This window comes from Streptomyces sp. NPDC044002, assembly GCF_056434525.1.
The window spans coordinates 318,604-334,622 of sequence record NZ_JBWKEZ010000001.1; the positions used below are offsets into that span (position 1 = coordinate 318,604).

Consider the following 16,019-nt stretch of genomic DNA (forward strand, 5'->3'; position numbering starts at 1 on the left):
TTCCCGTCCTTCCCGTCCGGCAGACAACCCGCACTTCCCGAGGAACGCCATGGATCCCCGACAAGAACTCGTCGACTACCTGGCCCGCCAGCTGGTCGGCCCGGCCCAGGGCGAGGACGAAGTCCTCGACGGCCCGCCCGACCGCCAGTACCTGATGGGCACGCTCTACCCCCAGGACGCCGATCTCCAGCGGCAGCTGACGCTGGCGGCCGAGGACGAGGACGGCATCGGAACCGAAGGCGCGGCCCTCGACACCAATCCGGCCGACGACCCGGTACCCGAGTCCAACTCCTGGCTGCCTTCGTCGCTCGGGCTGAGTTTCTACACGGACAGCGACACCATCGAGGTCCGCTGCGGTGGCGCCCACTACCGCACCCTGCGGGCCCAGGGGGACCAGGGGCGCCGCTGGCAGCGGGTCGCGCTCGCGGAGGAGAGCCACCGGGTCGGACCGGACCAGGACGCCGTCGCCGTCCTGGACGGCAGGGCCGAGCTCCGGATCCGCCGCCGCCCCCTCGGCGCGGGGCTCCTGGTGACCGTGGCGCTGGTGAACACGGCACGCACCGAACCGGCACTGGGCCGGTCGGCGCAGTGGGACCGGATGCTGTTCCAAGTGGCCCTCGGGGTCCGCCCCCTCGACGGACGGGTCCTGCAGTACCCGAGCGTCCGGCTCGCCAGCCGGGATCCGGAGGAGCAGGAACTGCGCCTGCAGTACCGTCACGTGCGCACCCACGCCGTGGGCCACGGCTGCGCCGTCGAGGAGATCGCCGACGGCGACGGCGACGGCGAGGCCGTGACGGGTCTGCGCGCGGTGGTCATGCCGGAAGCCGAGGTACCCGCCACGCGTGCGGCGGGCCTCACGGGCGCGCCCGTGCTCAACGTGCTCCACCTGGCCGACCCGGACGTGCCCGTCGCACGGCTCCGGCAGGAGCTGACCGACTTCACCGCCGACTACCGCAACTGGTACGAGCAACAGTGCGGCGTCGAGGTGCCCGCCTGGGGCAAGGCCGCCGCCGACCGGATCCTGGAGCGCATCGGCACGGCCATCGCACGGATGGAGTCCGGCGTACGCACCCTCTGCGATCCCGGCTGCCCGGAGCTGCTGGAGGCGTTCCGCGCGGCCAACCTGGCCATGGCCCTGCAGATGCGGCACTCCGCACGGGACCAGGCCGGCGAGCGGCGGGCCCGCCGCGAACCCGCGGCGGTCGATCCGGCGCCGGACCCCCGCGCCGCGTGGCGCCCGTTCCAACTGGCGTTCTTCCTCCTGACCCTGGACGGTGTCGCCGACCGCCGCCACCCCGACCGCGGAACCACGGACCTGATCTGGTTCCCCACCGGCGGCGGCAAGACCGAGGCGTACCTGCTGCTCGCCGCCTTCGTGATGGTGCTGCGCCGGCGCGACCCCAAGGGCGGCGGGACGGCGGTGCTCAGCCGGTACACGCTCAGCCTGCTGACCACGCAGCAGTTCCAGCGGGCCGCGACCACCGTGTGCGCCCTGGAGACGATGCGCCGCGCCGATCCCGGCGGCTACGGGGAGGAGCCCTTCTCGATCGGGTTGTGGGTCGGCGAGGCGACCTCGCCCAACTCGTACGAGGCGGCCGAGGGGGTGGCCCGGGACGTGCGGTCCGCGGCGCGGCCCGAGGACGTCTTCATCCTCGACCGCTGCCCCTGGTGCGGCACCCGCATCCTGCCCGCCCACCGGTCGGCCGACCACGCCGACTACGGCATCCGGGCCACCGCCGACTCCTTCGCCTTCTACTGTCCCCGGGACGAGTGCGCCTTCCACGACGAGCTGCCGGTCGCCGTGGTCGACGAGCAGCTCTACGACCGGCCCCCCACCTTCGTCCTCGGCACGGTCGACAAGTTCGCCCGGCTGGCCTGGGAGCCGCGGGCGGGGAGCCTGTTCGGGGCGGGGAACGACACCCTGCCGCCCTCCCTGGTCATCCAGGACGAACTCCACCTGCTGACCGGGCCGCTCGGGACGACCGTGGGACTCTACGAGGCGGCCATCCTCGGCCTGTGCGCCACGGCCGACGGGACGGGCCCCAAGGTGGTCGCCTCCACCGCGACGATCCGCCGCTCCGGCGAACAGGTGCGTGCCCTCTACGGCACCGACGTGCAGCTCTTCCCGCCCGCCGGACTCGACGCCCGGCATTCCTACTTCGCCGAGCCCGACACATCGCGCCCCGGACGGCGCTACCTCGGCGTCATGGCCCAGGGGCACACGGCCGGCCGCGCGGCGGTCGCCACCGCCGCCGCGATGCTGCAAGGGTCCTGGGAACTGCCCGAGGAGCACCGGGACTCCTACTGGACCCTGGTCGCGTACCACCACAGCCTCCGCGAACTCGGCCGCACCGTCACCGCCGCGGCCGACGACATCCCCGCCCAGCTCACGGGCCTGGACGCCGGACACGGTGTCCGGCCGCTCGCCGACCACCAGGTCCAGGAACTGACCAGCAACCTGGCGCGGGCCGAACAGCCCGTACTGCTGGACCGGCTGGAGAAGCCCTGGACGCATCCCGGAGCCGTGTCCTTCCTGCCGTGCACCAACATGCTGTCGGTCGGGGTGGACGTCAAACGGCTCGCACTGATGCTGATGCAGGGGCAGCCCAAGACCACGGCCGAGTACATCCAGGCCACCAGCCGGGTCGGCCGCCACTCCGTACCGGGACTGGTCGTCGCCTTCTTCAACGCCACGCGCCCCAGGGACCGTTCGCACTACGAGACCTTCGCCCCCTACCACCGCTCCCTCTACCAGCACGTCGAACCGACGAGCGTCACACCGTGGTCGGTGCCGGCACGCCGGCGGGCCCTGCACGCCGCGCTGGTCATCCTCGTACGCCACCGGCTCGGGCTGAGCGCCGAGAACCAGGCCGGGGAACTCCCGGACCGCATCGGTGAGGCGCGGGCGCTGGCCGAGCTGCTCGCACGGAAGGCAGGGGCCAGCGGACCGCGCGCCGCGCACGCCGTCCGCACGGAACTGGCCGACCTGCTCGCGGCGTGGGAGGAGGCGGCCCGCGATGCCGCGCGGGAGGGCAAGGAGCTCTACTACCGCAGCCAGGGCAAGGGGCAGCACAACCTGCTGAAGAACTTCGAGCAGCACGGGGGGCTCTGGGAGACCCTCCACTCCATGCGCAGCGTGGACCGCGAATGCCAGGTGACGGTGAAGGGAGCCGACCAGTGAACCGCAAGCTTCGAGTCCGTCAGGCACAGACGGTGGTCCCCTTCGGGGTCGGCGCGGTCTTCGACATCCAGGGCGAGTCCTTCGTCGCGACGGGCATCGGCGACTGGCCGAAGGTGCGCCAGCCGGTGGAATCCCCGCGGCTGGCCTCCCGGCTGGGCGTGTCCGGCTTCTTCGCCGCCCCCGCGACGCTCAACGACCGGTACGACCGTGCCGACGCGCCCGGCGCACCGTACATCCGCTTCCCCGCCTGGCTGTTCTGCGGCTCCTGCCGCCGCATGGTGCGCTGGCGGATCGGCGACGAGAAGCCCGGCACACCGCCGAGCTGTCCCTCCTGCGCGCCGGTGCGCCGGCTCGCCCCGATGCGGTTCGTACAGATCTGTGCCAGCGGGCACCTCAGTGACGTGGACTGGTGGTTCTGGGCGCACGCCCGGCTCGATGCCGCGCAGCGGCAGTCCTGCGGCTCGCGCGAACAGCTGCGCTTCCGCGTGTCGGACCGGGCGAGCGGCCTGGAGGCGCTCTCCGTCTCGTGCGCCGCCCCGGGGTGCGGCGCCTCCCGGGACCTGCTGGACGTCCTGGGCACCCACGGCATGCGGTGCTCCGGCCGGAACCCCTGGCAGAGGGCGCGCGAGGCAGCCGACTGCGCCAAGCCGGTCCAGGTCGTGCAGCGCACGGCGGGCAACCTGTACTACCCGGTGGTCCACTCGGCGCTGTCGCTGCCCGAGGCCGAGGTGCCGGCGCTGGACGGAGGTGCCCTCGCCGACCGCGTGCGCGAGAGCGACTTCTGGGTGCTGCTGTGCAAGGCGGCCGGGACCCCCCGCGGGGAGGCCCTCCGGGAGATGGTCAAGGAGGACACGGGGGTGGACGACGCCCTCCTGGACGCGCTCCTCGCCGAGGAGACCGGGACCGGCGCCCCCGCCCCCGCCGGTGGCGCCGCCGCCCCCGGGCTGGACCTGCGGCGCGAGGAATGGTCGGCGCTGACGGCCGCCGAACCGCCCAGGACGCGTGACTTCCTGGTACGCGGTTCCACGCTCGGGCTGCAGGGGGAGACCGCGGAGCCCTGGGCCGGACTGCACCAGCGCGTCGGCCGCGTCGTCCTGGCCGACCGGCTGAGGGAGGTGCGGGCCCTGTCCGGCTTCAGCCGGGTCTCTCCCGATGCCACGATCGTCCCCTCCGACACCTCGCGCCGACTGCGCTGGCTCCCGGCCGTGGAAGTCTTCGGCGAGGGCGTCCTGCTCACCCTGGACCCCTCGGCGCTGGCCGCCTGGGAGCAGGACGACGCCGTACGGGCCCGGGTGGCGGGCCTGCGGAGCGACCTGGACCGCTCGTTCCAGCGCGACCGGCTCCAGTTCCTGACGGGCCCGGAGCTCTCCCCGCGCTTCGTGCTCCTGCACACCCTCGGGCACCTGCTGGTGCGGCAGCTGTCGTTCGAATCGGGCTACACCACGGCCAGCCTGCGCGAACGCGTCTACGCCCAGCCCGAGCACGACCAGTACGGGGTCCTCGTGTACACGGCCGCGGGGGATGCCGAGGGCACCCTCGGAGGCCTCGTCCAGCAGGGGGAGTCGCCCCGGCTCGCCGAGACGCTGCTGCGCATGGCCGAGGCCGCCGCCTGGTGTTCCGCCGACCCGCTGTGCTCCGAGCACACAGGTCAGGGCTTCGGGAACCTGAACCGCGCCGCCTGCCACGCCTGCGCGCTGCTCCCGGAGACGAGCTGTGAGACCGGGAACACCCTGCTGGACCGCGCGCTCGTCGTCGGCGGCGGCGGTGTGCCCGGGTTCTTCGAGCCGATCGTCGCGGCCGCCCGCGCAGCGGCCACCGAGGAGTGAGCGCGGCCATGACCCTGACCTACCTCGACCTGACCCCCGCCCAGCGAGCGCTGCTCGACGGCCTGCCGTTCGACGGGAACCACCTGGTCAGCGGTCCCCCCGGGAGCGGCAAGAGCGTGCTGGCCGCGCAGCGGGCCGTCATGCTCGCCCTCACCGGCCGGCCGGCCGTCCTGCTGACCCGTTCCAACCTCCTGCGGCAGTCGCTGGGACCGATGGTCTCCGCGCTGTCCTCGAGCGGAACGCCCGTCACCGTGGCGACCGCGCACTCCTGGCTCGCCCGGTGGCACGGCGGTGAGGTGCGGCGGACCGACGACGGCTGGTACGACTGGCCGGCCTTCTACGAGCGGGCGGCGCTCGGGGATCCGGGCGAACCGCTCACGCTCGTGGTGGACGAAGGGCAGGACCTGCCGCCCGCCTTCTACCGGCTGTGCCGGATCCTCGGCGCCCGGACGACCGTCTTCGCCGACGAGTGCCAGCGGCTGACCGAGACGAACTCCACCCTGACGGAGATCGCGCGAGGACTGGGCGGGTGCGACTCCCACGCGACCGACGCCAACCACCGCAACACCCGGCAGACGGCCGAGTTCGGCGCCTGGTTCCACACGGGACCCGGGTCGCCGGCGCTCCCGGAACGGGACGGCCCCCTGCCCCGGCTGCACGCGCTCCCGGACCAGGCAGCGGTGGCGCGGCTGCTGACCGGCCTCGCCGAGGGCCGGCCCGGCAACAGCATCGGCGTGGTGGTGCACTCCACCCAGGCCCAGTTCGACCTGCTGGCCCGGCTGGAACGCGAAGCGCCCCGGCTGCGGCCGCAGATGTACACGGCGCAGGCGACGGCGGGGCGGTACCGGACCCTCGACCTGTCACGCCCCGGCATCGTGATCGTCCACCGTGCCAGTGCCAAGGGCCTCCAGTTCGACACGGTCGTGGTTCCGGACACGGAGGCCGACGCCGGAACGGACCCCACCTCGGCAGCGCTCCGCATGCAGTACTACGTGATGGCGACCCGGGCCCGTCACGACCTGCACCTCGGTTACGCGGGCGAGAGGGAACCGGGTCACCTGAGGGACGTGCCGCGCGGCATCCTGGCGCGCGGGTAGCCGCCCGCCGTGCCCGTCCCGTCAACCCCGTGGACCGGCCGCGGCTCCTCGAACTGGCGGGCGGCCGGATCGGGTTCGTGGGGGAGCGGACGGGGGCCTCGGGTGGCCGGTAGCGGGTGGTGGGGGGACGGTGGGGCGTGGCGGCCGTGTGAAATCCGGGGGTGCGGGGGGTGCCCGTGCGCGGGGGCGGCGGTTGGATGGGTACGAAGAGCGCCACTCGGAGGTTGACGGGATCCGGAGAGGTGCCGTCGGGGCGGTGGGGCCCGGCCTGCCGGGAGGTGGCGTCCGGGTGGCCGGGGGGAGGCGTGAACGGGACCCTCCCGTTCCCTGGGTTTGGCTGGATGTAGACCTCGTGGCAGCCGCTCGGGCGCCGGTAGGGTTCCGATCGATTCCGGCCATTCACGAGATGATCGATCAGCTTTCGGTCATGGTGTCTCACCAGCCGCAAAGCTTGGCTCTCGGCTCTTTTCTGTCAGCGGCAGACAGGTAGGGTGATCGCGCTGCCGGGCCCGGTGGCGACGGGGGGAGACACAGTTGGGCGAGCCACTCAGATTCGGAATTCTCGGACCACTCATGGTCACCGTGGGGGAACGGACCGTTCAGGTCGGTGGTGCCCGGCAACGTACGATTCTGGCCCTTCTGCTCCTGAGTCCGGGGCGAATCGTTCCGGTTGACACCCTCGTGGACGTGGTCTGGAACGGTCGCCCGCCAGCCACCGCGCGCACCCAGGTCGCCATCGTCATCGCGGCCCTGCGCAAGGCCATCAAGAGCGAGGGGATCGCCGAGGAGGTCATCGCCACCGCGCACCCCGGCTACCTGCTGCGGCCCGACGGGCACGTGCTCGACACCGTCACCTTCAGCGGGCTCGTGGGCGAGGCCGAGGAGGCCGTTCGTACGCACCGTCCTGCGGACGCGGCCCGGTGTTACGCCGAGGCGCTCGCGCTCTGGCGCGGGCCCGCGCTCGCCGGGGTCACCGGGCAGCTCGTCGAGGACGAGGCGGCCCGGTGGGAAGAGGTCCGCATCAACGCCTACGAGGCGATGACGGGCGTCCAGCTGGAGCTGGGCCGGCACCAGCTGCTGCTGCCCGAACTGGCCGCAGCCGTACGGGAACACCCGCTGCGCGAGCGCGCCCGGTACCACCTGATCCTCGCCCAGTACCGCTCGGGCCGGCGGGCCGAGGCGATGGAGAGCTTCCGTGAGGCGCGGCGCCAGTTCATCGACGAGCTCGGCATGGACCCGGGCCCCGAACTCCAGGAGCTGCACGACGCGATCCTGCGCGACGACCCGTCCCTGGCCTTCGAGCCGCCCGTGCAACAGGGGGATGCGGCGGACGGTGCCGGCGATGCCTTAGCGGCGCGCGGGCGCGTCGTGCCCTCGGAACTGCCGCCCGACGTGCCCGGGTTCGCCGGGCGTGGTGCGGAACTCGACGCCCTCGACACCCTGGTGGACGGGCAGGGTCAGGACAGCCGGGCGTCCACCGTCGGGCTGATCACCGGTGTCGCGGGGGTGGGCAAGACCGGCCTCGCGGTGCGCTGGGCGCACCGTGTTACCGAACAGTACCCCGATGGAAGGCTGTTCGCGGACCTCCGCGGCTATGACGAGCACCACGCCCCGACCACCGCCGGGGACATACTCAGCCGCTTCCTGCGCTCGCTGGGCGTGGACAGCGACGACGTGCCCAACGGTCTGGAGGACCGCATCGCGCTGTACCGCAGCGTGCTCGCGGAGCGCAGGGTGCTGATCGTGCTGGACAACGTACGCACCTTCGCGCAGATCCGGCCCCTGCTGCCGGGCAGCGGCGGTTCCACCGTGCTCGTCACCAGCCGCGAGCAGCTGGAGCAGCTGGTGACCTGGCCGCAGCGGGGCCGGGTGCACCTGGGCGTGCTCCCCGAGGCCGACTCGGTCGAGCTGCTCGGCCGGATCGTCGGCGAGGCCCGGATCCAGGCCGCCCCCGAGGACTCGGCCCGGCTGGCCGAGCTGTGCGACCGGCTGCCGCTGGCGCTGCGCATCGCCGCGGCCCGGCTGGCGTCGAAGCCGCACTGGACGGTGCGCCACCTGGTGACCCGGCTCAACGACGGGCGGCGCCGGCTGGACGAGCTCAGCCAGGGCGAGTCCCAGGTCCGGGCCAGCTTCGAGCTGAGCTACCGCTACCTGCACAAGGACGCGGCCCGGCTCTACCGGCTCCTCGGGCTGCTCGGCGTACCCGACTTCACCACGTGGGTGGGCGCCGCGCTGCTGGACGGGGACGTCATGGACGCGGAGCGGCTGATAGAGCACCTGGTGGACGCGCAGTTCCTGGAGGTCGTCGGCGTCGACGCCACCGGCCAGCTGCGCTACCGCTTCCAGAACCTGATGCGGCTGTACGCGGAGGAGCTGGCGCGGGAGGAGGAGAGCGAGGAGGAGCGGCTGGCGGCCTGCGAGCGGGTGTTCCAGTCCTGCCTGACCATCGCGGAGCGGGCGTTCCGGCGCGAGAACGGCAGCGGGTCCGGCATAGCGCACGGGGACGGCACGCGCCGGGAGATCGACTCCGTCCTGCTGGAAGAGCTGCTGGTGGCCCCGCTCGAGTGGTTCGAGGCCGAGCGGCTCTCGCTGGTCGCCGTTGTGGAACAGGCGGCCGACCTGGGCATGGACGGACTGGCCTGGGGTCTGGTCATGTCCATGGAGGTGCTCTTTACGTCGCGCAACTACCTGGAGGACTGGCGGCATTGCAGCGAGTACGCACTAGGCGCCGCGCGCGCCGCGGGCAACCTGCGCGGCCGGGCGGCCATGGAGCAGCAGCTGGGCCTCGTCGAAATGAGGCTGCGCAGGCTGACGGAGTCCACGGTGCGGCAGGAGGCCGCCCTCGCGCTCTACACCGAGGCGGGGGACGCGCTCGGACGGGCGCTGGTGCTGAGCGACCTGGCGGTCATCAACCGGCTCAGGGGGGAGTGCGACCAGGGGATGGAGCGGCTGCGGGAAGCCCTGCCGGTGCTGCGGGCGGCGGGTGACCGGGCTTCCGAGGCGTACGCGTTGCAGAACATGGCCCAGTTCGCCCTCGACCAGGGCCGGCCGGAGGCGGCCATAGAGCTGAGCCGGGAAGCCGTGCGCGTGTGCGAGAGCATCCAAGGCGATCAGCACAGTCTCGCCATGGCCACGCACCGGATGGCGGGCGCCCATCTGGCGCTGGGGCAGTTGGAGGAGGCCGAGGGCGCGTTCGCCCGGGTCGTGGACATCGTGAGGAGCAGATCCGATCTGCTCGGCCTCGCCCACGCGCTCCTGGGGTTGGCGGAGACACGGCTCCAGGCCGGCGCCTCCGAAGCGGCGGAGCAGACCTTCCTGGAGGCCCTGGACGCCGCCCGGCGCACCCGGAGTCCGATGATCGAGGGGCAGATCAGACTGTCGCTCGGGCGGGCATACGGTGACCGCGGCGACGGCGAGGCGGGCAGGGCCCACATCGCCGAGGCGCTGGCCGTCTTCCGGCGCATCGGTTCCCCGCCCTGGGAGGAGAAGGCCTCGGCGGCGTTGCAGCGACTGGGGGAGGGATCCGGACAGCGCACGTAACCGGTCAATAACCCGGCGATAAAGCGGCTCCCTAGCGTCATCGCAGACGAGAAAACTGCCGAGCTGTGGAGTCTGCGATGTCACGTACGACCGGCGCGCCCTCTTTCGCCGTGATCCCCGGCGCCCAGGTGCACGAAGTCCTGGACGGCCGTGCGCCCGAAGTGGTCGGATTGATCGAATCCGCCTATCGGGTGCACGGCGAGGGCGGGACGGTCAATCCGCCGTCCTATTTCCTGCGTTTTCCCGACCGGCCCACCTCGCGGATCATCGCGCTGCCGGCGTCGATCGGGGGAGCGGCCCCGGTCGACGGGGTGAAGTGGATTTCCAGCTTCCCCGAGAACGTGGCGGCCGGAATTCCGCGTGCCTCCGCCGTACTGATACTCAACGATCCCGCGACCGGTTATCCCCTCGCCTGCCTGGAATCCTCGATCATCAGCGCGGCCCGCACCGCCGCCTCCGCCGCGCTGGCGGCCGACCGGCTCAGCCCGGCGGGCCGCCGGCCGCGCCGGATCGGCTTCTTCGGCGTCGGCCTGATCGCCCGCTTCATCCACCAGTACCTGGCGGGCACGGGCTGGGAGTTCGACGAGATCGGCGTGCACGACCTGTCCGCCGAGCACGCCGGCGGCTTCGCCGACTACCTCGCCCGCTCCGGCGAGCAGGGCCCGGTCACCGTCCACGACAGCGCCGAGAAGCTGATCCGCAACAGCGACCTCGTCGTCTTCGCGACCGTCGCAGGCACCCCCCACGTCACCGAGCCCGACTGGTTCGGCCACAACCCGCTCGTGCTGCACGTCTCGCTGCGCGACCTGTCGCCCGAGGTGATCCTCTCCGGCTTCAACGTCGTCGACGACGTCGAGCACTGCCTGAAGGCCGACACCTCCCCCCACCTGGCCGAACAGCTCACCGGCAGCCGCGACTTCGTCGACGGGACGCTGTACGACGTGCTCTCCGGGAAGCTGTCCGTGCCCGAGGACAGGCCCGTCTTCTTCTCGCCCTTCGGCCTGGGCGTCCTCGACCTCGCGGTCGGCCGGCACGTCTACGACACCCTGCGCGAGAGCGGCACCCTCGCCGTCGTCGAGGACTTCTTCCACGAAATGCGCCGCTACGGCTGAGCCCCGCCCCCGCGCACACCCGGCCGCTCCGAACGGCCCCGAGCCATCCGAGGAAAGTGATTCAGTGACCACACTGCTCGACACCGCCACTCGGGCGCCGGCCGCACACGGCCGGCGCCCCCTCCCCGTCCGCGTCGAGGAGACCGTCCTCGACCCGCACCCCCCGATCGAGCTGTACGAGGCCCTGCGGGCGCGGTTCGGGGAGGACGTCTTCCTCCTGGAGTCCCTGGAGAGCCCCGAGTTCGACGGGAACTCCGCCGTCGTCGGCTTCGGCCGCCTCGCCGAGCTGCGCATCCGCGCCGGGCGGATCTCCGCCACCGGCGTGGCGCCCGTGCTGGCCGAGCTGTCCCGGGTCGCCGACGGGCTGGGGCTGGCCGCCGGTCCCGGGGGCGACCGCATCTTCGAACGCCCCGGGCAGGTCTGGGACGTGCTGCGGGCCGTACAGGCCCGCTTCGACGTCGACAGCGGCCGCCCCGACTACGCCTTCGGCTTCCTCGCCACCATCGGCTACGGCGCCGCCTGGTACATGGAGGACCTGCCGGTCCGGGAGCACACCGACGAGGGCGCCCCCGACCTGGTCCTGACCCTGTTCCAGGACACCGTCTGGTACGACCTGGACGCCGGCACGGCCGTCCGGCTGGCGGCCCGCAGCGAGGCCTTCGGCCCCGACGGCGGGCCCGCCGCCCGTACCGACCTGGCCGGCATCGTCGAGCGGCTGACCGCCGGGATGACCGAGCCCGCGGGCCGCGTCCCGGCCGCCCCCGCCCCGCGCGCCGTCCGCGACAGCACCGACGAGGAGTCCTTCCGGGCGAACGTGGAGCGCTGCCTGCGGCACATCGGCGTCGGCGACATCTACCAGATCCAGATCGGCCACCGCATCGAGGTCGACACCGACCTCACCCCGCTCGACGTCTACCGGCGGCTGCGCGGACGCAACCCGTCCCCGTACATGTACCTCGTCCCGCGCGACGGCTCCACCCTCATCGGCGCCAGCCCCGAGGTGCTCTTCCGTACCGAGGGCGACCGCATCGTCATGCGGCCCATCGCCGGCACCACCCCCCGCAGCGGCGACCCCGCCGTGGACGGCCCGCGCGTCGAGGCCCTGCTCGCCAGCGAGAAGGAGCAGGCCGAGCACGTGATGCTGGTCGACCTGTGCCGCAACGACATCGGCCGCGTGTGCCTGCCCACCACCCTCGACGCCCCCCAGCTGATGACGGTCGAGACCTTCAGCCACGTCTTCCACCTGGTCTCCACGGTCGAGGGCAGCCTCGCCCCCGGAGAGGACACCTGGTCCTCGCTGGCCGCGACCTTCCCCGCCGGGACGGTCACCGGCGCCCCCAAGATCCGCGCCATGGAGATCATCTCCGAACTGGAGTCCGAGCCCCGCGACATGTACGCCGGCGCCGTCGGCCTCGTCGACGTACGCGGCTGGTCCCGCCTGGCCCTGTGCATCCGCACGGTCACCCACGACGGAACGGCCTACTCCACCCAGAGCTGCGCCGGCATCGTCGCCGACTCCTCGCCCGCCGCCGAGTGGCGCGAGACCCTGCACAAGATGGGAGCGGCCTACTGGGCGCTCACCGGTGAGGAGCTGCTCCCGTGAAGGTCCTGCTCGTCGACGCCTACGACAGCTTCACCCACATCATCGACCAGTACCTGCGCACCCTCGGCGCCGACACCGAGGTCGTCCGCTCCCGCACCGAGAGCCCCGACGAGCTCGCTGCGCGGCTGCCGGACGCCGTGGTCCTGGGCCCCGGCCCGGGCCACCCCGCCGAATCGGGACACGTCGAGCTGGTGCACCGGTTCGCCGGACGGGTCCCCCTGCTGGGCATCTGCCTGGGCCACCAGGCCATCGGACTGGCCTACGGGGGCCGCGTACAGGTCGCCGACCGGCTCAAGCACGGCAAGACCAGCGAGGTCGCCCACGACGGGGCCGGGGTCTTCGCCGGGCTCGGCGCGACGATGACCGCGACCCGCTACCACTCCCTCATCGTCGCCGAACCCCTGCCGCAGGAGCTGCTCGCCACCGCGCACGCCGTCGACGACGGCTACGTGATGGGCCTGCGCCACCGCACCCTCGCGGTCGAAGGGGTGCAGTTCCACCCCGAGTCCATCACCACCGTCGGCGGCATGCCGCTGCTGCGGAACTTCCTCACCGGAGCACGGACCCGCCCGGCCGGCACCCTCGCCGGATGACGCAGGAGCCTCGAAGGAGCGATCTCGTGGAGCACGTGGATTCCTGGCGGGCCCGGCCCGCCGCGCAACAGCCCGAATGGCCCGACCCCGCCGCCCTGGCCGAGGTGCGCGAACGCCTGAGGGAGGCCGTCCCGCTCGTGGTCGCCGCCGAGTGCGAGCAGCTCAAGTACCGGCTCGGCGCCGTCGCCCGCGGCGAAGCCTTCCTGCTCCAGGGCGGGGACTGCGCCGAGACCTTCGCGGACGTCCGCGAGGACTCGGTGCGGCGCAAGGTGCAGACCCTGCTGCAGATGGCGCTCGTCCTCCAGTACGCCGCCTCCGTGCCGGTCGTCAAGATCGGCCGGATGGCGGGCCAGTACGCCAAGCCCCGGTCCAAGCCCACCGAGACCCGCGGCGGGCTGACCCTGCCGGCCTACCGGGGCGACGCCGTCAACGGCTTCCCTTTCGAGGCAGCCGAGCGCACCCCCGATCCGGACCGGCTGCTGCGGATGCACCAGGCCGCCTCCGGCACGATCAACCTCGTCAGGGCCTTCACCACCGGCGGCTACGCCGACCTGCGCCAGGCGCACGCCTGGAACCAGGACTTCGTGGCCCGCTCGCCCGTCGGCGAGCGCTACGCGGCGCTCGCCACCCAGATCGACCAGACCCTCAACTTCATGCGGGCCTGCGGGGCCGACGAACGCATCCAGCACGCCGTGGAGTTCTACGTCAGCCACGAGGGCCTGCTCCTGGAGTACGAGGAACCGCTGGTCCGCGAGGACCCGGCGACCGGCCGGCGCTACGCGACCAGCGGGCACATGCTGTGGATCGGGGAGCGCACCCGGGACCTGGACGGCGCCCACGTGGAGTTCTTCTCGCAGATCGCCAACCCGGTCGCGGTCAAACTCGGCCCGACGACGGACTCCGACACCGTGCTGCGGCTGATCGACCGGCTCGACCCCGAACGCGAGCCAGGCCGGCTCACGTTCGTCGTCCGGATGGGCGCGGGGCAGGTGCGCGACCGGCTGCCGGAGCTGGTGGAGAAGACGGCGGCGGAGGGCGCGCCGGTGGCCTGGGTGAGCGACCCCATGCACGGCAACACCTTCGAGGCGCCGTCGGGCCTCAAGACCCGCCGCTTCGACGACATCGTCGACGAGGTGAAGGGCTTCTTCGAGGTCCACCGCGAGCTCGGGACGCATCCCGGGGGCGTGCACCTGGAATTCACCGGGGGAGACGTCACGGAATGCGTGGGAGGCGGCGAGGAGGTGAGCCTGGACGGACTGAGCGAACGCTACGAGTCCACTTGTGACCCGCGGCTCAACCGCACCCAGTCGCTGGATCTCGCATTCCTCGTGGCCGAAATGTACCGGGAACGCTGAACTCCGCTTATCGCCGTTATCGCGGGCCGCCCGCGAGGGCGTCGCGATGACCTCTCAAGCGGCCCGCGAGTGGCGGTCAAGAGGTGTCCTCAAGCTCTGTTATCTCCTTGAGGACCCCTCCTGACCTGCGGGTATATCGTCCTTATCGAAATGGTGCAGCCCCCGAAGGCAGAGCGATATCAGCTCGAAGCCGCCCCTTCATAGTGTTCTTCTCACCGGAACAAAGCGAAGCTCAAGCGGAACTCAACGGGGAGAAGAACAGAGATGCAGAACACGTGGCGCACCCAGGTCAAGCGCAGCACCATCGCGATCATCGCCGCGGTCGCGATCGCCGGCGGGGTGCAGATCGCGAACGACGCGTCGTCCAGCCCGACCGGTGTCACCGCCGACGACACCACCCAGCAGTCCCCGGCCGCCCCGACCCCGACCTCCTCGACGGACGGCAAGGAATGGGCCTGAGCGCAGGGGGCTGACCCAAGACCCACCGAGGGAGACCCAAGTGACCACCGCCAGACCAGAACCCGCCCGCGAAGCGCGCAGTTGGCCCGCCCTGCTGGAGACCCTGCTGGCCGGCCGTGACCTGGCCGCCGCCGACACCGCATGGGCCATGGACCGGGTGATGAGCGGCGAGGCCACCGACGCCCAGCTCGCCGGCTTCCTGGTCGCCCTGCGCGGCAAGGGGGAGACGGTCGGCGAACTGGAGGGCCTGGTACGGGCCATGCTCCACCACGCGGTACCCCTCGACGTCCCCGGTGCCACGGTCGACGTGGTCGGCACGGGCGGTGACGGGGCCCGGACCGTCAACATCTCGACCATGTCGGCGATCGTCGCGGCCGGCGCCGGCGCCCGGGTCGTCAAGCACGGCAACCGGGCGTCGAGTTCGGCCTCCGGTTCCGCGGACGTGCTGGAGGCCCTGGGCGTGCGGCTGCGCCTGGAGCCGGCGCGGGTGGCCGCCCTCGTGGAGGAGGCCGGGATCACCTTCTGCTTCGCCCCGGACTTCCACCCGTCCATGCGGCACGCCGCCGCGGTCCGCAGGCAGCTGGGGGTCCCGACCGTCTTCAACGCGCTCGGGCCGCTGACCAACCCGGCCCGTCCGACCGCCCAGGCGGTCGGCGTGGCGGACGCCCGGCTGCTGCCGCTGATCGCCGGGGTCCTGGCCCGCCGGGGCGGCAGCGCCCTGGTGTTCCGGGGGGACGACGGCCTGGACGAGCTCAGCGTCACCACCACCTCCACCGTGCTCAGCGTCGAGGGGGGAAGGGTCCGGGAGGAATCCTTCGACCCCCGCGACGCGGGCATCGCGCCCGCCCCGGTGGACGCGCTGCGCGGCGGGGACGCCGAGCACAACGCGCAGGTGGCCCGGCGGCTGTTCGCCGGCGGGGAGCGGGGTCCGGTACGCGACGCGGTGCTGCTCTCGGCCGCCGCCGCGCTGGCCGCCGCCGAGCCGTCCCGGGGCCGCACGGTCACCGCGCGGCTGCGCGAGGGGGTCGCCGCCGCGGCGGCCTCCCTGGACTCGGGGGCCGCGGAGGCGGTCCTGGAGCGCTGGGCCCGGGCGACCGCCGGGCACGCCGGAGCGCCGCTCGCCGCCGTCGGGCGGTGAGCGGTACGCACGGTACGGAACGCGGACGCGCCGCGGGGGGGGGGGGGGGGGGGCCGGGGGGGGGGGGGGGGGGGGGGGACAAGGGGGGGGGGGGGACACAGGGGCAGGGGGGAAG

10 protein-coding genes are annotated in these 16,019 nt (G+C 72.9%); all 10 read left to right on the forward strand.

Annotated elements, in window-relative coordinates; genetic code table 11:
• Positions 1-49: 49 nt before the first annotated feature.
• Positions 50-3,181, forward strand: coding sequence for a helicase-related protein (locus tag AC07A6_RS01400; protein ID WP_478775599.1), 3,132 nt, complete (start codon positions 50-52; stop codon positions 3,179-3,181).
• Positions 3,178-5,007, forward strand: a complete 1,830-nt coding sequence (drmB, locus tag AC07A6_RS01405) for a DrmB family protein (protein ID WP_478775600.1) — start codon at positions 3,178-3,180, stop codon at positions 5,005-5,007. Before AC07A6_RS01400 ends, drmB begins: the two co-directional genes overlap by 4 nt.
• Positions 5,008-5,015: 8 nt before the next feature.
• Positions 5,016-6,104 carry a DEAD/DEAH box helicase gene (locus tag AC07A6_RS01410; protein WP_478775601.1) on the forward strand — a complete coding sequence of 363 codons (1,089 nt, stop codon included), beginning with the start codon at positions 5,016-5,018 and terminating at the stop codon, positions 6,102-6,104.
• A 573-nt stretch (positions 6,105-6,677) separates the two neighbouring features.
• Positions 6,678-9,644, forward strand: coding sequence for an AfsR/SARP family transcriptional regulator (locus AC07A6_RS01415; RefSeq protein ID WP_478775602.1), 2,967 nt, complete (start codon positions 6,678-6,680; stop codon positions 9,642-9,644).
• A 77-nt stretch (positions 9,645-9,721) separates the two neighbouring features.
• Entirely contained in the window at positions 9,722-10,756 is a 1,035-nt protein-coding gene (gene sbnB / locus AC07A6_RS01420; RefSeq protein ID WP_478775603.1) for a 2,3-diaminopropionate biosynthesis protein SbnB, read from the forward strand.
• A gap of 64 nt (positions 10,757-10,820) precedes the next feature.
• A complete protein-coding gene (locus AC07A6_RS01425; RefSeq protein WP_478775604.1) occupies positions 10,821-12,359 on the forward strand; it encodes an anthranilate synthase component I family protein in 1,539 nt (512 codons plus the stop codon).
• The gene (locus tag AC07A6_RS01430; RefSeq protein WP_386271297.1) at positions 12,356-12,952 is read left to right on the forward strand and encodes an anthranilate synthase component II; all 597 of its coding nucleotides are present in this window, start codon (positions 12,356-12,358) and stop codon (positions 12,950-12,952) included. Before AC07A6_RS01425 ends, AC07A6_RS01430 begins: the two co-directional genes overlap by 4 nt.
• The gene (locus AC07A6_RS01435; RefSeq protein ID WP_386271296.1) at positions 12,949-14,307 is read left to right on the forward strand and encodes a class II 3-deoxy-7-phosphoheptulonate synthase; all 1,359 of its coding nucleotides are present in this window, start codon (positions 12,949-12,951) and stop codon (positions 14,305-14,307) included. Before AC07A6_RS01430 ends, AC07A6_RS01435 begins: the two co-directional genes overlap by 4 nt.
• Positions 14,308-14,571: 264 nt before the next feature.
• A complete protein-coding gene (locus AC07A6_RS01440) occupies positions 14,572-14,766 on the forward strand; it encodes a hypothetical protein (protein WP_478775605.1) in 195 nt (64 codons plus the stop codon).
• Between the two features lie 40 nt (positions 14,767-14,806).
• Entirely contained in the window at positions 14,807-15,904 is a 1,098-nt protein-coding gene (gene trpD / locus AC07A6_RS01445; protein WP_478775606.1) for an anthranilate phosphoribosyltransferase, read from the forward strand.
• The last annotated feature ends 115 nt before the right edge of the window (positions 15,905-16,019 follow it).